Here is a 20,386-nt window from a genome sequence, read left to right as displayed (position 1 = left end):
TCGGTGATCGGCCTGGCCTGCGCCTGGTCGACCGCCCGGTCGCTCGCGCGCTCGGGCACGGCCGCGGAGGTGGTGATCCACGAGCCCGACGACTCCGGCCCCGACGGCGTCCCCACCTCGGGCGCGGCGTGGGTCGCGGGCGGCATGCTGGCCCCGTTCAGCGAGGCCTGGCCGGGGGAGGAGGCGGCGTTCGCGCTCGGCGTGGACTCGCTGCGGCGGTGGCCGGGGTTCCTGCGCGAGCTCGAGCCGCACCGGCCGCCCGGGCCGCCGATCCGCACCGCCGCGCACACCCACATGCTGGCCGTGGACGACGCCGACGCCCGCGATCTCGACATGGCCATGGCCTGGGCCGCCCGCCAGCCCGACCCCGGCTCGGGGTCCGCGCCCGGCATCACCGCCGCCGACCTGCGCCGCGTGACCCGCCGCGAGCTGCGCGCGGCCGAACCGTCCCTGGCCCGCGTCGCCCGCACCGCCTACCGCATGGACTCCGAGGGCGCCGTCGACAACCGCGTCCTGCTGGCCGCCCTCACCCGCGCCTGCCGGGCCGAGGGGGTGAGGTGGGAGCGGGGCCGTGTGGTCTCGCTCGACCACGTGGAGGCGGACCGCGTCGTCCTGGCCGCGGGCGCCGGGTCCGCCGACCTGTCGGGGTTGCCCATCCGCCCGGTCAAGGGCGAGGTCCTGCGCCTGCGCACCCGGCCGGGCTGCCAGGACCCGCCCGCCGGCGTGGTGCGGGCCCTCGTGCGGGGCCGGCCACTGTACCTGGTCCCGCGGGAGGGCGGGCTCGTCGTCGGCGCCACCCAGTACGAACACGGCGACGACCGTCAGGTCACCGTCGCCGGGGTACGGGACCTGCTCGCCGACGCCGAGACCGTGTTCCCCGGGGTCGGCGAGTACGAGCTGGCCGAGATCATCGCCGGCCTGCGCCCGATGTCCCCGGACAACCTGCCCTTCCTCGGCCCGGACCCCGCGGACCCGCGACTCGTCCACGCCACCGGCCACGGCCGCAACGGCATCGCCCTGACCCCGGTCACCGCCGCGGCCGTCGTCGCCCTGGTCCTGGGACTGCCCCCGCCCGCGGCCGCGCTGGCGGCGGCACCCGACCGGTTCGCCCGGGGATGAGGCCGCGCCGCGGCCCGACTACTGTGGGCACCATCACCAGGACGTCCGCAGGGAGGCCCCATGATCGTCACCGTGAACGGCGAGGACCGCACGCTCGCCGCCGGCGCGACCGTCCGCACGCTCGTCACCGCGCTCGACCTGCCCGACGAGGGCGTCGCGATCGCCGTCGACGGTGTGGTGGTCCCCAGCTCGGGCTGGGACGAGGCCCCGCTGAGCGCCGGCGCGGAGGTGGACGTCCTCACGGCGGTGCAGGGTGGCTGAGGGGTCGGGGGTGGCTGAGCCCGGCGCGGCGGGCCCCGGCCCCGCCGGCCCCGGCCCCGCCGGCCCCGGCGACCCCGGCCCCACCGCGGTGCTGGACTCGCCCCTGGTCATCGCCGGCGAGGAGCTCGGTTCGCGGCTGATCATGGGCACCGGCGGGGCCGGGAACCAGGAGGTCCTGCGGGAGGCGCTGATCGCCTCCGGCACCGCCCTCACCACCGTGTCGATCCGCAGGGTCGACCTGCGGCTGGGCTCCGACGGGCTCGGCCTGCTCGGCCTGCTCCGCGAGCTGGGGATCCGCCCGCTGCCCAACACCGCCGGCTGCCGCGGCGCCGCCGAGGCGGTCACGACCGCCCGGCTCGCCCGCGAGGCCCTGGGCACCAACTGGGTCAAGCTCGAGGTGATCGCCGACGAGCGCACGCTCCTGCCCGACGCGCTGGAGCTGGTGGAGGCCGCGGAGGACCTGGTCGATGACGGCTTTGTGGTCCTGCCCTACACCACCGACGACCCCGTCCTGGCCCGCCGGCTCGAGGACGTGGGCTGCGCGGCGGTGATGCCCCTGGGCGCGCCGATCGGCACGGGCCTGGGCATCTGCAACCCGCACAACCTGGAGATGATCGTCGCGCGCGCCGGGGTGCCGGTGATCTGCGACGCCGGGATCGGCACCGCCTCCGACGCCGCGCTGGCGATGGAGCTCGGCTGCGACGGCGTCCTGCTCGCCACCGCCGTGACCCGCGCGGAGAACCCGCCGCTCATGGCCGCCGCGATGCGCGAGGCGGTCCGCGCCGGGCACGCCGCCCGGGTGGCCGGGCGGATCCCCAAGCGGTTCTGGGCGCAGGCGTCCAGCCCGCCGGTCGACTAGGGACGCCCCGCCGGTCGACTAGGCCCGCGGTGCCGGGGCGGGGACCCTCCGCACGCCGACCCCGCCCATCAACGCCAGCCCCGTCACCCGCACCCTCGGCGCTCCCGGCGGGGCCTGGCGGACCGGCCTCGGGTCCGGCGCCCACTCGCCCGACTCCTCGGCGAATCCGCCCATGATGCCCAGTCCCTCCACCTCGAGGTGGATGTCGTCGGGGACCAGGATGTCGATCCCGCCCATGACGGCGAACGCGCGGATCGTGGTCTGGTGGGACTGCAGGGTCGCCTCACGGAGGTCGATCTCGATCCCGCCCATCAGCGCGACCGCGGTGTGATCGGCCGGCAGCGTCCACGCGCCCGCGCGCTCGCAGCCGCCCATGATCGCCAGCGACGTCGAAGGCCCGGTCCCGCCCGTCACCCGGCGGGCCGGCGGCTCGGCACGGTCCGGGGTCCCCAGCCCGGTCCCGGGTCCCGCGTCGCGGCGAGCCGGCGACAGGTCCCGGGTGAGCTCGCCCAGCTCGTCCCGGAACCGCGCCGCGTACGCCCGGGTGGTCCGCTCGTCGAACTCGGCAAGAGTGAGCCGACCCTCCGAGAACGCGTCCTGCAGTCGGCGGGCGGTCTCGTCGCGCTCGGCGTCCGATGCGCGCAGGGAGGGCACCGCGTCGGGCGTGCGGTCGGGGTCCGGGGTGCCGTCGTCCATGGATTCCAGGGTAGACCCGGTCGACCCCCGGTGGGATCCGAGCGGTCGGCGCACGACGCCGGCCCCCCGGCAGGCACACTGGGGGCCATGATCGAGGTACGCAACCTGACCAAACGCTTCGGCGGGTCCACCGCGGTGGACGACCTCAGCTTCACGGTCCGCCCCGGGGTGGTGACCGGGTTCCTCGGCCCGAACGGCGCCGGCAAGTCCACCACCATGCGGATGATCGTCGGCCTGGACACCCCCTCCTCCGGTGAGGCGCTGATCGACGGGCGGCCCTACCGGGCCCTGGAGAACCCCACGCACACGGTCGGCTGCCTGCTCGACGCGTCGTGGACGCACGCCAACCGGTCGGCGGGGGCGCACCTGCGGATGATCGCCGCGGCGGGCGGCCTCCCCGCCTCCCGCGTGGACGAGGTACTGGGCCTGGTCGGCCTCGCCGACGTCGCGGGCCGGAAGGTGGGCGGGTACTCGCTGGGCATGCGCCAGCGTCTGGGCCTGGCCACCGCCATGCTCGGCGACCCCCAGGTGCTCCTGTTCGACGAGCCCGTCAACGGCCTGGACCCCGAGGGCATCCTCTGGATCCGCCGGTTCATGCACGCGCGCGCAGCCGAGGGTCGGACGGTGCTCGTCTCGTCCCATCTGCTGTCGGAGATGTCCCAGACGGCGCAGGACCTCGTCGTCATCGGTCGGGGCAGGCTCCGCGCCCAGACCTCCGTCGAGGACTTCCTCTCCGCCGCCGTCTCCACGGTCGTCCTCCGGACGCCGCACGTCGACGAGTTCGCCGCCGCCGCGCGGGAGGAGGGCGTCGCCGCCACCTTCGACACACCGACGGGCCTGTTCACCATCGAGGGGCTGCGGGCCCCCCAGGTCGGGGACCTGGCCGCGAGCCTGGGCATCACCGTCCACGAACTGCACGAGAAGCGGGCGTCGCTCGAGGAGGCCTTCATGGCGCTCACCGACCAGGACGTCGAGTACCACGGTCAGGAGACCACCCGATGAACCTGCTGAAGTCCGAGTGGATCAAGGCGACCACCACCAGGAGCGTGTACTGGCTGTACGCCCTCGGGATCCTCCTCGCCCTGGGCCTGGCCGTGGTGATCGGCCAGTTCGAGCAGACCTCCACGGGGGACCCCATCATCGGGGAACCCGGCGGTGGGAGCGACCCGCTGTTCGCGATCATCGGTGTCAGCGTGTTCACGGTCACCCTGGTCTGGATCGCGGCGATCGTCGCCGTGACCGGGGAGTACCGCTTCCACACCATCAAGGCCACCTTCCTGGCGGCGCCGTCGCGCTGGCCGGCGGTGCTCGCCAAGACCGCGCTGTTCACGGCCATGTCGATGGTCGTGGTGGCCGCCGCCGTGGTCCTCTCCCTGCTGGTGGCCGGGGCGCTGTCGGGCAACGACGCCTGGACCCCGTTCTCGGGGGTCGGGCTGACGTACCTGGCCCGGTTCCCCGTCTACGCCGGGCTCGGCACCGTCGCCGTGATGGGGCTGGCGTACCTCATGCGCAACGCCGCCGGCACCATCTCGTTGTTCCTGGTGTGGACCCTGGCGCTGGAGGGCATGGTGTCCCTGATCCCGCGGGTGGGGCAGGACATCGCCGGCTGGATGCCGTTCGCCAACGGCGACTACTGGACGCAGGGCGAGACGGTCCGCGGCTACATCACGTGGGGTGAGTGGACCGCCCTGGCCTGGTTCGCCGCCGTGTGCGTGGCCCTGTGGGTCGTGGGCCTGGTCGTCACGCTGCGCCGGGACGCCTGACCCCCCGCTCGGCGAACTCCGCGCTCCGAGGCGGGTTCCCGTGTGGATTGATGCGGCGTTGTGCCGGGAGTGTCTGATCCGGCGGGTAGGCTCGGGAGAGGAACACGGTCGGCCCGAAGGAGTCCAGATGTCCGGCGAAGCGTCGCTCAAGTTGGTGCACAACACCGATAGAGACAGGTTCGAGTTGTGGGACAGCGACACCTTCATGGGGCTGGTCGGGTACGAGAAGGACGGAGACGTCCTGATCCTGCTCCACACCGTGATCGAGGAGCGGTTCGGACAGCAGGGGATCGCGCGTCTGCTGGTGAGCCTGGTACTGACACGGATGCGTCTGGACGACGTCAAGATCCGCCCGGTGTGCAGCTACGTCCGCCGCTTCCTCGTCCGTTTCCCGGAGTATCAACTGCTCGTCGCGGCCGACTGACTGCCCACGACCGCCGAGGAGGCGTCATGACCTACCCGCCGCAGGGAAACCCGTCCGGCTACTCCACCCCGCCCGAGTTCGGCGGGCAGGGGGCCTACGGAGCGCAATCCGGGTACCCGGGACAGGGGTACGCCGCGGACAGCGGGCCCGCCCGGCCCGGCCCACCGTCGAACGTCGGCTGGGCGGTGGCGGCGATCCTGTTCTTCTGGCCGCTCGCGTTCACCGCCATGACCCGCGCGCTGGACGTCTACCCGCTGTGGGCGGCCGGGCGGTACGCGGAGGCCGAGGCCGCGAGCGCGTCGGCCAAGAAGCTCGGCATGGTGTCACTGGGCATCATGCTGGGCCTGGTGATCGTGTACTTCGTCATGATCTTCGTGATGGTCGGGCTGGCCTCGTCCGGGTACAACTAGTTCCTCAGGCCAGGCCCAGGAGCGGCGCCTCGATCGCCGGGCAGGTATCCATCACCACGTCCAGCCCGGCGTCGGCGGCCCGCCGCGCCGCAGCCTCGTCGACCACGCCCAACTGGAGCCACACGGCCCTCGCGCCCCGGGCGATGGCGTCATCCACGACCGTGCCCGCGAGCCGCGAGTTGACAAAGACGTCCACGACGTCGATCTCGCCCGGGACCTCCGCGAGACTCGCATACCCCCGCTGACCGTGGACCGTCTCGGCCCTGGGATGGACCGGCACGATCTCGTGACCGAGGTCCCTCACGTAGGCCGCGACCCCGTACGCGGTACGCCCCTCGTTCGCGGACAGGCCCACCACGGCCCACCGCCCCTTCTCGGCGAGCAGGCGCCTCACGACGGCCGGATCATTCGTGTGACTCATACCCACTCCAAGGCGCGGCGCCCCCCGGACATTCCCGGGCGACCCTTCCCGGGCGACCCTTCCCGCGCGCGCCCTCCTCCGAGATCCGCTACGCCGCCGTGCGGTTCGCTACCCGATTCCGGGTAGCGAAGGATGCAGGGGAGTAGCGGATCCCGGATCGCGGATCGCGGATTCTGGGTTCCGGATCGCGGATGCGGGATTCGGGATGCCGGGAGGGGGCCGGTCAGTCCCCGACGGCGTCCCTGCCGCGCTTGACGATCTTCGGGTCCGGCTCGAACACCACCTGGTGGTCCTTCTCCGGGTAGTCGAACTGGTTGAGGAAGTAGCGCAACGCGTTGATGCGGGCCCGCTTCTTGTCGTTGGACTTGATGGTGATCCACGGCGCCCAGTCGGTGTCGGTGCGGCGGAACATCTCCTCCTTGGCGTCGGTGTACTTGTCCCACTTGTCCAGGGACTCCAGGTCCATCGGCGAGAGCTTCCACCGGCGCACCGGGTCCAGCTGGCGGATCGCGAACCGCGTCTTCTGCTCCTCCTGGGTCACGGAGAACCAGAACTTGGTCACCCCGATCCCCGAGTCCACCAGCATCTTCTCGAACATGGGCGCCTGCTCCATGAACGTGTCGTACTGCGTGTCCGTGCAGAACCCCATCACGCGCTCGACGCCGGCGCGGTTGTACCAGGAGCGGTCGAACATCACGAGCTCACCGCGGGTGGGCAGGTGGCTGACGTAGCGCTGGAAGTACCACTGGTACAGCTCGGTCTCGGTGGGCTTGATCAGCGCCACCACGCGGGCCTGGCGGACGTTGATGTACTCGGTGAACCGCTTGATCGTTCCGCCCTTGCCGGCGGCGTCGCGACCCTCGAACACGATCACGTGCCGGTGGCCCGACTCGGCCTGCCAGTTCTGGAACTTGAGCAGCTCGATCTGCAGCAGGTACTTCTCCACCTCGTACTGGTTGCGGTCCAGCCGCTCGTCGTACGGGTAGTTGTCGCGCCAGGTGTCCACCGCCCTGCCGTTGATGTCGATCAGGTCGGGATCCTCGCCCTGGTCGTCGCGGACGGTGAACCCCTCCGCGCGCAGCCGGTCGATGTAGTGGCGGAGCTGGAATGTGGACAATTGGGTCTCCTGGTGGTGGTGAAGTCCGGGCGGGGATGCTGTGCGGGAGGTGCTAGTCGAGGTCCACGACGACGGGGGCGTGGTCCGAGGCGCCCTTGCCCTTGCGTTCCTCGCGGTCGATGAAGGCCCCGGTGACGCGGGCCGCCAGTTCCGGCGAATGCAGCTGGAAGTCGATGCGCATGCCCTGCTTCTTGGGAAAGCGCAGCTGCGTGTAGTCCCAGTACGTGTAGACGCCCGGGCCGGGGGTGTACTCGCGCGTGACCTCGCGGAAGCCGGCGCCGTCGAACGCGGCGAACGCGCGGCGCTCCGGCTCGGACACGTGGGTCTTGCCCTCGAAGACCCCCATGTCCCACACGTCCTCGTCGTGGGGGGCCACGTTCCAGTCGCCCACCAGCGCGACCTGCGCGCCCGGGTCGGCGGCGAGCTCGGTGGCGGCGTGCTCGCGCAGCCGGGCCAACCACTCGAGCTTGTACGCGTAGTGGGGGTCCGAGACCTCACGGCCGTTGGGCACGTAGAGGCTGTACACGCGGACGCCGCCGCACACGGCGGAGAGGGCGCGGGCCTCCGGGTCCTGCGTGACCTCGGGGTCCTTGTGGAAGCCGGGCATGCCGTCGAACCCCAGCCGGACGTCCTCCAGCCCCACCCGCGACGCCACGGCCACGCCGTTCCACTGGCTCAACCCGTGGTGGGCGACCTCGTACCCGAGTTCGGCGAACGTCTCGTGCGGGAACTGCTCGTCCTTGCACTTGGTCTCCTGCATGGCCAGGACGTCGACGTCCGAACGCTCCAACCAGGCCGCGACGCGTTCCCGTCGAGCCCTGATCGAGTTGACGTTCCACGTGGCCAGGCGCATGTAATCAGTCTATTACCCGACGGTGAATCCCGTGCCGGGTGGGAGGAGTCAGACGACGACGAGGTGGCGCAGGGAATGGTGCGGCTGCAATCCGAGCTTCGCCCACAGGCCCCGACCGGCGGAGTTGTCCGCAAACACGTGGAGGTGACACTCCTCGGCCCCCAGGCCCCGACCCCAGTCGACGAGCGAGCCGGTGACCACCTCCGCCAGGCCGCGGCGGCGGTGGGCGTCCGCGGTCTGCACGCACGAGACCGCGATGCGGGGAGCCCCGTCGGGCCCGGCGGTGACGGCGCCGCGGGCGATCGCGGCGAGCTCGCCGCCATCCTCCAGGCGCGCGAACACCGCGTGCCCGCCGGGGCCGGGCTCGCCGTCGACCAGGCCCGCGGTGGCGAGCATCGCGGGCCGGACGCGGTCGGGGTCCAGGTCGGCGGTGGCGTGGTAGAGCCCCAGCCAGTCGTCGTCGGGGGAGTCGGCCAGCACGACGGACGGGCGGGCGTCGCCGCGCCCGTGCGCGGCGGCCTCGGACTCCACCCTGGCGAGCAGTTCGCCGCTGTCGGCCGTGCAGAGCAGCAGCTCCCGGTCGGCGTGGATCCGGGAGGGGGCCACCGGAACGCCGCCGAGGAGCATGCGATCGGACGAGACGAGCCGGTCCACGTCCACCAGCCGCAGCGGCAGGCCGCGGGCCGCGTACCACCCGCGGACGCCGTCGAGCTGCTCGCAGCTCGCCCACGGCAGCACCGGCACCGCCGAGTTCCCGCGGTAGGACCAGTCGTCGCCGGCCCGGCAGAACCAGCCGTCGACCACCTCGAACTCCGGTCCCGGCCACGCCAGCGCGCTCGCGTACTCGCGGGCGCGGACGTCGCGGGCCCGGACCGGTCGGGGGGGCAGCACCTTGAGCACGGCGATGCTCTCCTCGGGGATCCGCACCTCCTCGCCGGACTCCCGGCGCACGACCAGCTCCGGCTCGAGCTCCACCACGTGGCCGATGACGTCCGTGTAGAGGTGGGAGCTCTCCCCGGCCTCCAGGTGGCGACGCACCACCACGCGCATGCCCACCTCGGCCCGCCGGCCCGCGTTCCACCGGGACCGATCCGACAGGCCCTGGTCCCGCTCAGCCATGGAAGGTGGCGGCCTCGTCGTCGTCGGTCCCGTCGTGGTCGTCGTCGTCCTCGTCCTCGAACGGGTCGGGATCGGTCATCGGGTCCCAGCTCAGGCCGGGGACGCCCCAGCCCACGTCGCGGATGTGCCTCTTGGCGGCCTTGCGGTTCCGGCCGATCAGGTGGTCGGTGTAGAGGAAGCCGTCCAGGTGGCCGACCTCGTGCTGGAGGCAGCGCGCGAACAGGCCGTAGCCCTCGATCGACACCGGCTCGCCGTTCTCGTCGGTGCCCGTGACCCGGGCCCACCAGGCGCGGCCGCGCGGGAAGTTCACGCCGGGGACGGACAGGCAGCCCTCGAGGTCGTCCTCGGGGTCGGGCATGGTCTCCGGGATCTGGGAGGTCTCCAGGACCGGGTTGACCACGCACCCCCGCCGGGTGATCCAGCCGCCGCGGGCCTCGACGTCCTCGCGGGAGACGCCCTCGCCGTCCTCGGTGTCCAGGTCGGGGCAGTCGTAGACGAACACCCGCTTGCGGACGCCGATCTGGTTGGCGGCCAGCCCCACGCCGTTCGCGGCGTCCATCGTGTCGTACATGTCCCGCACGAGGTCGGCGAGCTCCGCCGGGGTCTCGGTGACGGGCTCGGTGGGGGCGTGGAGGGCGGGATCGCCGAGGATGACGATGGGACGGACGGCCATGGCAGATGATCCTAGTGCGCGCCTGGCAGGGTGTCGGAGGGGTGTGGTTCACTACGGGGGAATCACAACGATGTGATCCGGGTCAGGCACTGATCGTCGAGGAGGCGCGCGAATGGGGCGAACAGCCGCCGTGGCACGCGAGGTGCAGGCCCGCGACGGGGATCAGGGCATGGCCGAGCTGCACGCCGCCGATCCCGTCCTGTCCGAGAGGGACCGGGCGATGCTCGAGTTCGAGCGGCAGTGGTGGAAGTACGCCGGCTCCAAGGAGGAGGCGATCCGGCAACAGTTCGACGTGTCCGGCACCCGCTACTTCCAGATCCTCAACGACCTCATCGACCGGCCCGAGGCGCTGGCCGCGGACCCGTTGCTCGTCAAGCGCCTGCGCCGCATGCGCAGCAGCCGTCAGAAGGCACGCGCGGCGCGCAACCTGGGAATGCGCCTCGACTGACCTACACTCACCGGCGTGAGCTCACAGTCCGAAACCTCGCAGTTCGACCCGTCCGACGAGCACGCGCCCGGCGCAGGCCCACACGACGGGCCCGGCGGACCCGGCGGACCCGGGACGGACGAGCCGAGCGGCCCGCCGTACCGGGCCATCGCGATGGTGCTCCTCGCGGCCGTGGTGCTGGCGATCGGCGTCGGACTCGTCCAACTCTTCGGCGGTGACGACGCCTCCACGCCCACCGCGGCGGAGGGGGCCACCTCGCAGGCGCAGCCCCAGGGCCAGCCCGCGGGGTCCGGTCAGCCCGGCGAGGGCCCCGCCGGGCAGGACTCTCAGGCCGCGCCCGGGGCGTCGGGGCAGGAGGGGCAGGCTCAGCCGTCCGCCGGCGCCCAGTCCGGTTCCGTGCCGGCCGTGACCTCGGTGCCCGTGCTGATCTTCAACAACAGCAACGTCACCGGGCTCGCGGCCCGCACCGGCGAGGCGCTCCGGGAGACCGGGTTCGCCGTCGGCGACGTGGCCAATCTGCCCTCCAACCAGGGCGTGGTGGCCGAGTCGACCGCCTACTACGGCACGGGACCCGGCGAGCAGCAGGCCGCCGAGGCGATCGCCGCGCAGTTGGGGATCACCGCCCGGCCGCGGCCCGCGGAACTGGCGGGGCAGGCTCCCGGGGTGATCGTGATCGTCACCCAGGACCTCGACCGCTGACCCCTGAGGATATGATGAGCCGACGCACCCCGCCCCGCGGGAACCGTGCTCACAGCGTCCCGCAGCCACCCGAGATCGAAGGAGCCCTCATGGCCCCGCGTCAGACCGCCCGCCGCCTCCTGGTGGCGGCTCCCGCACTCGCACTCGCGCTCGCGGTGACCGCGTGCAGCCCGCCCAACGAGCAGCCCGCCAACCCGGACGCGCCGTACACCCTGCCCACCTACTCGGAGGAGCCCAAGGCCACTGAGGCGGAGCAAACCACCACCGGCGAGACCACCACCGCGCTCGAGGGCGCGGAGTCGGAGGGCGTCGCGCCGCAGGGCGCCGAGGGCACCGCGGTCCAGGTCCCGGGCCAGCCGGCTCCCTGATCTCCCGGTAGGCCCCGCCGCGGCGGGCGTCGCCACCGCCCCGGGGCCCGCCGTCCGTCGGTCCCTCAGCGGCGCTTCCGGCGATTGGCCTCGCTGGCCTGGAACTTCTCGAGCACGGGCGCCTCGTGGGTGATCGTGCCGTCCTCGACGCTCTCCCGGTAGGCCAGGTTCCCGACGCGGTTGGCGATCACGGGCGCCGTGGACACCGCCACGATGGCGGCGAGCACCAGCATGCCGAGGTCGATGCTGGGGTAAATCCGCACGCCGGCACCCAGCAGGACCAGCAGCAGTCCCAGGACCTGCGGCTTGGCGGCCGGGTGCATGCGGCTGAGGGTGTCCCGGAAGCGCACCAGGCCGATGGCGCTGGACAGGGTGAGCAGGGCCCCGGCGAGCACGAAGAGCGCGGAGACGACCTCGATCACGTCGTCGGTCATGTGATGGCCTCCTCGGGCACCCCGGTCGAGTCGTTCACGCGGAACCTCGCCACGGAGACCGATCCCAGGAACGCCACCAGCGCCAACGCCACGAGCGCGGCGGCGGCGGTGGTGTCCTTGGTCCAGGCGATGTAGACGCCGACCCCGCACTGGGCCACGGCGGCGAGCATGTCCAGGGAGATCATCCGGTCGAGGGTGTTGGGGCCGCCGATCAGGCGGATCATGGTGGCGAACAGCGCGAGCGTCAACGCGATGACGGCCGCGCTCCACACCAGGATGGTCAGGCTCATCGGGTCTCCTCCTTGTCCGAGGTGCGATCCATGGTGGGCCCGGTGTCGGCGGGGACGGAGAAGTGCTCCGGGCTGGGCTTCCAGTCCTCGGGGCGCTCGAACGCCCGCAGGTAGAGCCGCTCGATGTGCGCGGTCTGCCGGCGGAAGTGCTCGACGGACCGGTCGGAGGCCGCGTCCAGGACGTGGACGTACACGTAGCGGGCCACGGGGTCGACCCGCACGACGATCCCGCCGGGCATGAGGTTGAGCGTGTTGACGGCCAGGGCGAGCGTGAAGTCCGATTTGAGTTTCATCGGGGCCCGGAGCACGGCGGACCGGGGTGGCGCGGCGGGCCGGATGGACAGCCACGCGACGGTGAGCGACGAGCGGACGAGGTAGTAGGCCACCACCATCACCAGCCACGCGGTGGACACCGGCCGGAGGAGGCCTTCGACGGGCACCCGGGGCAACGGGAGCAGCACCATCACCGCCACGGCCGCGAGCAGCCCGCCGGCGATCGTGCCGACCTCGACCGGCCCCCACAGCAGCACCCAGGCGAACGTCAGCCACAGGGCCATGAACACCCGGGACCCCAGCACCCGTGGATCCAGACGGACCTTGCGGTTCATGTCAGCGCACCCCCGTCACGGAGCCGACGTACCGGCCGGGAGTGGCGTCCACGGGGACGGTGTCGATGTACTGGTCGCGCTCCATGAGGGAGGCGGCGGCCCTGTCCGCCACCCCGAGCAGCGGGCCGGCGAACACGGTCATGAGCAGGGAGACCACGATCAGCGCCATGGTCGGGGCGAGCATGCTCAGCGGCATCTTGCCCACCTCCTCGCGCTCGTCGAACTCCACGTACTCGTCCGAGGGCAGCAGCGCGAGCGGCTTGGCCAGGGCCACAGCGCCCTCGGGGGCGTCCGCGCGGGGACGCCAGAAGGCCTTGGACCACACCCGGACCACCACGTAGAGGGTGAGCAGGCTGGTGACCATCGCCCCGGCGATGAGCACCCACATGAGCGGGCCGCCGACCTCGGCCCCCGCCTGGATCACCGCGAGCTTGCCGATGAAGCCGGAGAACGGGGGGATGCCCCCGAGGTTGAGCGCGGGGACGAGGAAGGCGACGGCGAGGACGGGGCTGGCCACGGCGAGCGAGCCCAGGCGGCGCAGGGAGGACGACCCGGCCTGCCGCTCGATGAGCCCGACCACGAGGAACAGCGTGGTCTGGACGATGATGTGGTGGCCCACGTAGTAGATCGCGGCGCTCAGCCCGAGTTCGGTCGACAGCGCGATGCCGAAGATCATGTAGCCGATGTGGCTGACGAGCGTGAACGACAGGATTCGTTTGATGTCCGATTGGGCGATCGCGCCGAGGATGCCGATCACCATGGTGAGCAGCCCGGCCACCAGCAGGATCCCGTCCATGGAGCCGCCCGGGAACACGAGGGTGTGGAACCGGATGATCGCGTAGACGCCGACCTTGGTGAGCAGGCCCGCGAACACCGCGGTGACGGGGGCGGGCGCGGTCGGGTACGAGTCCGGCAACCAGGTGGAGAGCGGGAAGACGGCGGCCTTGATCCCGAACGCCACCAGGAACACGGCGAAGATCGTGTTGCGGAGCCCGTCCGGCACCTCCGCCATCCGGATGGCCAGCTGGGCGAGGTTGAGCGTGCCCGCCGCCGAGTAGGTCAGTGCGATGCCGAGCAGGAAGATCAGCGAGGACACCATCGACACGACGGTGTAGGAGACGCCGGCGCGGACCCGCTCCTGGCTGGCCCCCAGCGTGAGCAGCACGTAGGAGGCGGCCAGGAGGATCTCGAATCCCACGAACAGGTTGAACAGGTCGCCGGCGATGAACGCCGAGTTCAGCCCCGCGGCGAGCGCGAGGTAGGTGGGCAGGAAGATCGAGGTGGGCTGGTCGCCGTCGCCGTCGCGGACGCCCTGCCCGACGGCGTAGATGATCACGGTGAGCAGGACGACGGCGGAGACGCAGAGCATCAACGCGCTGAGCCTGTCCGCCACCAACGTGATGCCCACGGGGGCGTCCCAGCCGCCCACCTGGACGGTGTGCATGCCGTGTTGGTCGGTGAGCACCAGGAGCACCCCCGAGATGACCAGCACGGCGGTGAGGGTGATGACGGTGATGACGTTCTGCACCCGCGGTCGTCGCGAGGCCACCAGGCACAGTGCGGCGGCGAGCAGGGGCAGGAGGAAGACGGACGGGATGAGGACGCCGAAGAGGCCGGAGGGGATCACGGGTGCCGCTCCTCTCCGCCGTCCGTCGGCTCCTTCTCGCGCCGGGCGCGGGACCTGGCCTCGGACTCGGCGCGGGCCTCCGCTTCCGCCTCCTCCAGGTCCTCGTCGTCGTAGTCCACGTGGTCGCCCAGCTCGGTGGGCTGACCGGTGGTGTGGTCGTCGGAGGCGTCCCGGTCGGGCGCGGACCAGGCGTCGGTGGGCGAGCGCTTGGCGATCTTGGTGTCCTCGGCGTCGTCGGCGACCTCGTCCACGGTGGTGAACTGGTAGGAGCGGTAGGCCAGCGCGAGGATGAACGCGCCGACGCCGGCGGTGATGACGATCGCGGTGAGGATCATGGCCTGCGACAACGGGTCGGAGTCGACGGTGTTGTCCCCCCACCCGCGTCCCCGGATGGGGGGATTGCCGGGCGGGCCCCCCGAGGCCAGGATGAGCAGGTTGATGCCGTTGGACATGATCATGATGCCCAGCAGGATCTTGATGATCGCGCGCTCGAGAAGCAGGTAGACGCCCGCGGCGCAGAGGATCCCGGCCAGCAGGAGCAGCGAGAAGTCGGCGGTCATGGCATCCCCCCGGGACTGGCGCCCTGGTTCTCGGCGGCCTCGAGCCGGGCCCTGCGGCGGGCGGACAGGTCCGAGCGGGCGCCGTTGGCGTCGACGCCGGGGACGCGGCGCAGGGCGGCGGTGGACGGGGAGGTGGTGGCGTCGACGTAGACGGCGCGGAGCTCTTCGAGGTCCTCGGCGTCCAGGTCGAGACGGGCGCCGAGGCTGCGGAGGATGTCCAGGACGAGGCCGACGACGATGAGGTACACCCCCGCGTCGAAGAACAGCGCCGTGACGAGCTTGACCTCGCCGAACACGGGGAGCGTCCCCTGGAGGGTGGCGCTGGACAGGGCGGGCGCCCCGAAGGCCATGGAGACGGCGGCCGTGCCGGCGGCCAGCAGGAGCCCCACGCCGAGGATGCGGCCGGCGTCGATGGGGACGGCCTCACCCAACTCGTAGCGGCCACCGGCGAGGTAGCGCAGCGTCAGGGCCAGGCCCGCGACCAGGCCGCCGGCGAACCCGCCGCCGGGATTGTTGTGGCCGGCGAAGAAGAAGAACAGGCTGAGGATCATCATCGTGGGGAAGAGGAGCCTGGTGGTCACCTCGAGGACCAGGGACCGGGCGCGGGGGTCGCGGACGGTCGCCCCGACCAGCCAGCGGCCGGGGGTCGCGCCGGGGGCCTCGATCACCACGCGGGCGGCCTCCACGCCGCGGCGACCGGACCGGGTCTTGTCCACGTCGGCCAGGCGCGGACCGGAGCCGTAGCGCCGGTTGCGGAAGACGAGGCTGGCCACGCCCGTCGCGGCGACCAGGAGCACCGTGATCTCGCCGAGGGTGTCCCACGCGCGGATGTCGACGAGCGTGACGTTGACGGCGTTGGCGCCGTTGCCGATCCGGTAGGCGAGGTCCGGGAAGACGGTGGACACGGCCGGGTTCTGGCGCGCGTTGATGGCGTAGGCGCCGACCACCATGACCAGCAGGCCGACGCCGATCCCGAGCCAGGCCCGCAGCCGACGGAAGCCGTCCGAGAGCGGGACCTCGGCGGGCATCGTGCGCAGGACCAGCACGAACGAGATCATCATGAGCGTCTCGACCAACACCTGGGTGAGCGCGAGGTCCGGGGCGCCGTGGAAGGCGAAGATCACGGCCACCCCGTACCCGGTGACGGACATGCAGATGACGGCGGCGAGGCGGTTGCGCAGCAGGGTCGCGGCGACCGCGGCGAAGACCATCGGGATGAGGACCACCAGGACGACGGGGTTGGCGGACAGCTCCATCCGCAGGCCCTCGCGGGTCCCGGCCAGGAGCGAGCCGAACGGGAACACCACGAGCGTGACCAGGATGATGCCGAGGGTCAGCGGCAGCGAGCCGCGCTGGGTGAGGGCGGTCAGCCGCAGCGACAGGGTGTCGAAGAACTTCAGCGTGGCGTCGTAGATGCGGTCGGCGTTACCCAGGGCGGGGGACTCGAACTGCATCCGCTCGACCGTCCGCTGCGCCACGTACAGCATGGTGCCCAGCAGGTAGACCACGAGCGTGAGGGCCAGCGGGACCTCGACGCCGTGCCACAGTCCGAGGTGGTACGCCTCGGCTCCGCGCCACGGGCTGCCGACGGGGAAGGCGGCGTCGACGTAGCGGGAGACCAGCCCGTCGACGGGCGCCGACCACAGGCCCAGGACCAGGCCGGTGACGGCGAGGAGCGCCGGGACGGAGAGGAAGAGCACCCCGGGTGGCCGGGAGTCGGCGACCGCCGGGCTGGTCCCGTCGGCAAAGACCCCCTTGGAGCGGAACGCGCCCATGACCAGGCGCGCGGTGTAGGAGAAGGTGAGGATGGACCCGGCCACGAGCCCCGCCGTGACCACCAGTGCCGGCATCCCGTGCAGCCGCTCCTCGGACAGGACGGTGGCGAAGGCCGCCTCCTTGCCGACGAATCCCAGGAACGGCGGCAGCCCGGCCATCGACGCGGCGGCGAGGGTGAAGAACAGCGCGAGCGCGGGCCGCGCGCGACCCAGCCCCGACAGCTCGCGGATGTCCCGGGTGCCCGTGGTCTTGTCGATCACGCCGACCGCCATGAACAGCGCCGACTTGAACAGCGAGTGCGCCAGCAGCATGGTGAGGCCGGCGAGCATGGTGTCGCGCGAGCCGATGCCCACCAGCACCAGCAGGAAGCCCAGCTGGCTGACCGTGCCGAAGGCCAGCACCAGCTTGAGATCGGTTTCCCGCAGCGCCCGCCAGCCGGCCATGAGGAGCGAGACCAGGCCCAGGACGATCAGGGGGAGTTGCCACGTCGACGAGCCGGAGAGTCCGGGCGACATGGCCGCGACGAGGAAGACCCCGGCCTTGACCATGGCCGCGGAGTGCAGATACGCGCTCACCGGGGTGGGGGCGGTCATGGCGCCGGGGAGCCAGAAGTGCAGCGGGGCGATGGCGGACTTGCTGGCCGCGCCGATGATCACCAGGAGCAGCGCCCAGTGGATGAGCGGTCCCGACGGGGGCGCGGCCACCACGTCGCTGAGCAGGTACGAGCCGGCGGACTGGCCCAGGATGACGATCCCGACGAGCATCGCCAGTCCGCCGAGGGTGGTCACGAGCAGGGCCTGGGTGGCCGCGCGGCGGGCCGAGGCCCGCTCGGCGTAGTGGCCGACCAGGAGGAAGCTCAGGACGGACGTGATCTCCCAGAAGATGTAGAGCAGGATCATGTTGTCCGCCACGACCAGGCCGAACATGACGCCCGCGAAGGCCACGAGTTCGGCCGCGAACAGGTGGAGGCGGGGGTCGACGTCGTCGAAGTACCAGGTGCAGTAGAACAGCACCAGCGCGCCGACCCCCAGCGCGATGAGCGCCATCAGCGCGGACAGCGAATCCATCCGCAGGTCCAGGGCGAGGTGGATGGCGGGCGCCCACGGGATCGTCGCGGTGGGGACGCCGCCGAGGTTGGCGGCCACCCACACCGCGCCGCCGGCCGGGACCAGCGCGAGGAGCGGGAACGCGCGGCGCCCGAAGCGCAGCACCAGCGGGATCGCGATCAGGGCGGCCACGGTGTGGGCCGCGAGGATCGCGATCACGGGCGGCTCCTCTCGTTGCGTCGAACGCCGTGACGACGCGCGGACGTGCCCGCCGGGTCTCGGCGGTATGCCGGTGGGTCACCGGGTGGGGGTTCGGTGAGTACTTTACAGAAACGGGTCCGTGGCCTGTGGTCAACGCAGGTGGAGCAGCGTCGCGGCGCTCAGCAGCGCGGCGATCGCGGACTCCGAGGAGTCCTCGCCGAATCCCAGGGCCCAGGTCTCGCGGCGTCCGCAGGTGGCCCGCAGGATCGTGCACCAGGACTCGGTCTCGCCGAATCCGTGGCCCTCGTACTGGTGGAACCTCTCGATCTCGACGCGGGCGCCGATCCGGCCGAGCATCTCCGACATCGCGGTGAGGTCGCCGCACGACTCGGTGGTCAACCGGCGTGGGGTGAACCGGCCCGGCTCGTCCCCGGCGCCGCGGGTGGCCAGGATCGCCTCGTAGGCGGTGATGCCCCGGCCCAGTGGGCGGCGGGAGAGGTCCGCCAGGTGGAAGCGATCGGTGGACGGCGCGTAGGTGTCGATCAGGGTGCGCCAGTCCAGGCCTGCGGCCTCGTCGACGAACCCGCGGGGCAGGCGCCGCCCGAAGCGTTCGCCGAACGGGCAGGTGGTGGGGAGCGAGCGGGTCGCGGTGGTGGCGTTCATGGGATTCTCGATTCTCGACGGCGGTGCGGGGACCGACGGAGAAGGAGTAACCACGCAACGGGGGTGCCGGTCGGTCAGGCCCCGTTACGTCCGGTTACTACGAGAATCGCGCGCATGACCGAGAACTGTAGCGCCCGGCCGGGGCCCGCGGCAAGGCGGACGTGACTCACGCCTCCCGCCGGTCGGCGTACGAGCGCAGGGTCTCCACCTGCTCGGGGTCGAGCGAGGGCGGGACGGTCCGGCGGGCGCGGGCCACGTCGTCGGCGGTCACCTCGGCGGCGTCGATGTCGCGGCGCATGGCGGTCAGCGCGGACTCCCGGAGGAGGGCGGCGCAGTCGGCGGCCGAGTACCCGTCCAGGTCCCCGGCGAGCTCGGCCAGGTCCACGTCCGCGGCGAGCGGGACGTTCCGGCCCGCCGCGCGGAGGATGTCCGCGCGCGCCTCCGCGTCCGGCGGGGGTACGAAGACCAGCTTCTCGAGCCGTCCCGGACGCAGCAGCGCCGGGTCGATGAGCTCCGGCCGGTTGGTCGCGCCGAGGATCACCACGTCGCCCAGCGGCTCGGCGCCGTCGAGCTCGGTGAGCAGCGCCGCCACCACGCGGTCGCCGACCCCGGAGTCCCCGGTCTGGCCGCGGCGCGGGGCCAGGGCGTCGATCTCATCGAGGAACACCAGCGACGGCGCCGAGTCCCGCGCCTTGCGGAACAGGTCCCGCACGGCCTTCTCCGACGAGCCGACCCACTTGTCCATGAGTTCGGCGCCCTTGACCATGTGGACGGTGAGGCGACCACTGGCCGCCAGGGCCCGCACGACGAACGTCTTGCCGCATCCGGGCGGACCGTAGAGCAGCACCCCGCGCGGCGGCTGCACGCCGAGACGCTCGAACGACGCCCGGTGCTGGAGCGGCCACAGCACCGTCTCGGTGAGGGCCTGCCGGACCTCGGCCATGTCGCCGACGTCGTCGAGGGTGATCGACCCCAGGCTCAGCTCCTCCGTGCCCGAGCGGGACAGCGGGCGGATCACGCTGATCGCGCCCATGAGGTCGTCCTGCTCGAGGTGGACGTCGGCGGCGTCCGCGGCGCCCCCGCCCGCGGCCCGGGCGGCCGCGCGCATCGCCGCCTCGCGCGTCAGGGCCCGCAGGTCGCCGGCCACGTACCCGGGGGTCCGGTCACTCACCGCGGGCAGGTCCAGCGTGGCGGTCGGTACGCCGCGCAGGAGCACCGCCAACAGGGCGGCCCTGTCGCCGCCGTGGGGGAGCGGCAGGTCCAGCACCCGGTCGCACAGGTCGGGGTCGCGGAGCCGGGCGTCGGCGTCCTCGGGGCGCACGCACGTGGCGACCAGCACCGAGCCGGGGTGCGCCACGACGGACCGCAGTCGGTCGAGGACCAGCGTGGACACCGGTTCGGGCTCCGCGGGCAGCAGCGCGTCCACGTCGGTGACCAGGAGGATCCCGCCGTTCTCCCGGGTCCGCTCGGCGGCGGCGCGCACCGCCTCGAGGCGGCCCGCCGGGTCGAGGGAACCGACGGACGGGCCGTCGAGCACCTCGAGTCGGCGGTCCCCGGCGACCGACCGCACGAGGGTGGCCTTCCCCACCCCGGGCGGGCCCGCGACCAGGACCCCGAGGTGCGGGGACGCCCCCAGCGAGCGCAGCAGGTCGGACCTGTCCAGGGCCAGGGACAGCCACTGCTCCAGCACGGCGGCCTGATCCTGCACGCCCACCAGGTCCTCCCGGGCCACCGCGGTGATCGCCGCCCCGGACGGGGACGGTGCCCCCGAGCCGGCCAGGGCGGGGCCGGCGGCACCGGTGCCGCCGCCGGCCCGGGCGGGGCCGCCCGGGGTCGCGGGGCTCGTCGTCGCACCCGGACCCGATCCGATCGACGCCGCGCCCGCCGCGCCCGCCGCGCCCGCGGCGGCCACGGCGGTGGGCCGCCGGCCCCGCCCGCTCCCCCCCGGGGC

The 20,386-nt window shown here is 72.7% G+C and carries 24 protein-coding genes; 10 read left to right on the top strand and 14 right to left on the bottom strand.

Features of this window, described 5'->3' with window-relative positions; all coding sequences use genetic code 11:
• From thiO to Q0444_RS03055, 3 genes are all read left to right on the top strand, one after another.
• The coding region (gene thiO, locus Q0444_RS03065; protein ID WP_299021311.1) for a glycine oxidase ThiO at positions 1–1,119 on the top strand (1,119 nt) is incomplete at its 5' end.
• Positions 1,120–1,179: 60 nt separating this feature from the next.
• Entirely contained in the window at positions 1,180–1,380 is a 201-nt protein-coding gene (gene thiS, locus Q0444_RS03060; RefSeq protein ID WP_299021309.1) for a sulfur carrier protein ThiS, read from the top strand.
• 88 nt (positions 1,381–1,468) lie between these two features.
• Positions 1,469–2,239, top strand: coding sequence for a thiazole synthase (locus Q0444_RS03055; protein WP_299021313.1), 771 nt, complete (start codon positions 1,469–1,471; stop codon positions 2,237–2,239).
• A gap of 18 nt (positions 2,240–2,257) precedes the next feature.
• Here the strand turns inward: Q0444_RS03055 and Q0444_RS03050 are convergent, their stop codons facing one another.
• Positions 2,258–2,935, bottom strand: coding sequence for a DUF1707 domain-containing protein (locus Q0444_RS03050; protein WP_299021307.1), 678 nt, complete (start codon positions 2,933–2,935; stop codon positions 2,258–2,260).
• Positions 2,936–3,022: 87 nt separating this feature from the next.
• Between Q0444_RS03050 and Q0444_RS03045 the strand changes: the two genes are divergently transcribed.
• The 4 genes from Q0444_RS03045 (at position 3,023) to Q0444_RS03030 (ending at position 5,532) form a co-directional block, all read left to right on the top strand.
• Positions 3,023–3,937: an ABC transporter ATP-binding protein gene (locus Q0444_RS03045; protein ID WP_299021305.1), complete on the top strand. Its 915-nt coding sequence runs from the start codon at positions 3,023–3,025 to the stop codon at positions 3,935–3,937.
• On the top strand, positions 3,934–4,698 hold the full coding sequence (locus tag Q0444_RS03040) for an ABC transporter permease (RefSeq protein WP_299021303.1): 765 nt from the start codon (positions 3,934–3,936) through the stop codon (positions 4,696–4,698). Before Q0444_RS03045 ends, Q0444_RS03040 begins: the two co-directional genes overlap by 4 nt.
• Before the next feature lie 127 nt (positions 4,699–4,825).
• A complete protein-coding gene (locus Q0444_RS03035; protein ID WP_291083299.1) occupies positions 4,826–5,122 on the top strand; it encodes a GNAT family N-acetyltransferase in 297 nt (98 codons plus the stop codon).
• 26 nt (positions 5,123–5,148) lie between these two features.
• A complete protein-coding gene (locus Q0444_RS03030; protein WP_299021297.1) occupies positions 5,149–5,532 on the top strand; it encodes a CD225/dispanin family protein in 384 nt (127 codons plus the stop codon).
• A 4-nt stretch (positions 5,533–5,536) separates the two neighbouring features.
• Here the strand turns inward: Q0444_RS03030 and Q0444_RS03025 are convergent, their stop codons facing one another.
• From Q0444_RS03025 to Q0444_RS03005, 5 genes are all read right to left on the bottom strand, one after another.
• Positions 5,537–5,953: a CoA-binding protein gene (locus Q0444_RS03025; protein WP_291083303.1), complete on the bottom strand. Its 417-nt coding sequence runs from the start codon at positions 5,951–5,953 to the stop codon at positions 5,537–5,539.
• Between the two features lie 223 nt (positions 5,954–6,176).
• Positions 6,177–7,070 carry a polyphosphate kinase 2 gene (gene ppk2 / locus Q0444_RS03020; protein ID WP_291083305.1) on the bottom strand — a complete coding sequence of 298 codons (894 nt, stop codon included), beginning with the start codon at positions 7,068–7,070 and terminating at the stop codon, positions 6,177–6,179.
• A gap of 52 nt (positions 7,071–7,122) precedes the next feature.
• A complete protein-coding gene (locus Q0444_RS03015; protein WP_291083307.1) occupies positions 7,123–7,923 on the bottom strand; it encodes an exodeoxyribonuclease III in 801 nt (266 codons plus the stop codon).
• A gap of 48 nt (positions 7,924–7,971) precedes the next feature.
• On the bottom strand, positions 7,972–9,042 hold the full coding sequence (locus Q0444_RS03010) for a GNAT family N-acetyltransferase (protein WP_291083310.1): 1,071 nt from the start codon (positions 9,040–9,042) through the stop codon (positions 7,972–7,974).
• Entirely contained in the window at positions 9,035–9,715 is a 681-nt protein-coding gene (locus Q0444_RS03005) for a peptide deformylase (RefSeq protein ID WP_291083312.1), read from the bottom strand. Before Q0444_RS03005 ends, Q0444_RS03010 begins: the two co-directional genes overlap by 8 nt.
• A gap of 169 nt (positions 9,716–9,884) precedes the next feature.
• On the opposite strand from Q0444_RS03005, the gene Q0444_RS03000 reads away from it, so the two are divergent.
• The 3 genes from Q0444_RS03000 (at position 9,885) to Q0444_RS02990 (ending at position 11,230) form a co-directional block, all read left to right on the top strand.
• The gene (locus tag Q0444_RS03000) at positions 9,885–10,163 is read left to right on the top strand and encodes a DUF3263 domain-containing protein (RefSeq protein ID WP_291083380.1); all 279 of its coding nucleotides are present in this window, start codon (positions 9,885–9,887) and stop codon (positions 10,161–10,163) included.
• Positions 10,164–10,178: 15 nt separating this feature from the next.
• Positions 10,179–10,862, top strand: a complete 684-nt coding sequence (locus Q0444_RS02995) for a LytR C-terminal domain-containing protein (RefSeq protein ID WP_291083314.1) — start codon at positions 10,179–10,181, stop codon at positions 10,860–10,862.
• 89 nt (positions 10,863–10,951) lie between these two features.
• Positions 10,952–11,230: a hypothetical protein gene (locus Q0444_RS02990; RefSeq protein WP_291083316.1), complete on the top strand. Its 279-nt coding sequence runs from the start codon at positions 10,952–10,954 to the stop codon at positions 11,228–11,230.
• Between the two features lie 65 nt (positions 11,231–11,295).
• Here Q0444_RS02990 and Q0444_RS02985 read toward each other — a convergent pair whose 3' ends face one another.
• From Q0444_RS02985 to Q0444_RS02950, 8 genes are all read right to left on the bottom strand, one after another.
• Entirely contained in the window at positions 11,296–11,664 is a 369-nt protein-coding gene (locus tag Q0444_RS02985; RefSeq protein WP_291083318.1) for a monovalent cation/H(+) antiporter subunit G, read from the bottom strand.
• Entirely contained in the window at positions 11,661–11,954 is a 294-nt protein-coding gene (locus Q0444_RS02980; RefSeq protein ID WP_291083320.1) for a monovalent cation/H+ antiporter complex subunit F, read from the bottom strand. The genes Q0444_RS02985 and Q0444_RS02980 overlap by 4 nt, the downstream gene beginning before the upstream one ends.
• Positions 11,951–12,562 carry a Na+/H+ antiporter subunit E gene (locus Q0444_RS02975; protein ID WP_291083321.1) on the bottom strand — a complete coding sequence of 204 codons (612 nt, stop codon included), beginning with the start codon at positions 12,560–12,562 and terminating at the stop codon, positions 11,951–11,953. Before Q0444_RS02975 ends, Q0444_RS02980 begins: the two co-directional genes overlap by 4 nt.
• 1 nt (position 12,563) lies before the next feature.
• The gene (locus Q0444_RS02970) at positions 12,564–14,189 is read right to left on the bottom strand and encodes a Na+/H+ antiporter subunit D (protein ID WP_291083324.1); all 1,626 of its coding nucleotides are present in this window, start codon (positions 14,187–14,189) and stop codon (positions 12,564–12,566) included.
• A complete protein-coding gene (locus tag Q0444_RS02965) occupies positions 14,186–14,749 on the bottom strand; it encodes a Na(+)/H(+) antiporter subunit C (RefSeq protein WP_291083326.1) in 564 nt (187 codons plus the stop codon). Before Q0444_RS02965 ends, Q0444_RS02970 begins: the two co-directional genes overlap by 4 nt.
• On the bottom strand, positions 14,746–17,790 hold the full coding sequence (locus Q0444_RS02960; RefSeq protein WP_299021284.1) for a Na+/H+ antiporter subunit A: 3,045 nt from the start codon (positions 17,788–17,790) through the stop codon (positions 14,746–14,748). Before Q0444_RS02960 ends, Q0444_RS02965 begins: the two co-directional genes overlap by 4 nt.
• A gap of 132 nt (positions 17,791–17,922) precedes the next feature.
• Positions 17,923–18,435: a hypothetical protein gene (locus Q0444_RS02955; protein ID WP_291083329.1), complete on the bottom strand. Its 513-nt coding sequence runs from the start codon at positions 18,433–18,435 to the stop codon at positions 17,923–17,925.
• Between the two features lie 166 nt (positions 18,436–18,601).
• The coding region (locus tag Q0444_RS02950) for an AAA family ATPase (RefSeq protein ID WP_299021273.1) at positions 18,602–20,386 on the bottom strand (1,785 nt) is incomplete at its 5' end.

This window comes from uncultured Dietzia sp. (assembly GCF_937873725.1).
Classification (GTDB): domain Bacteria; phylum Actinomycetota; class Actinomycetes; order Mycobacteriales; family Mycobacteriaceae; genus Dietzia.
This window is presented reverse-complemented; position numbering and strand designations above follow the sequence as displayed.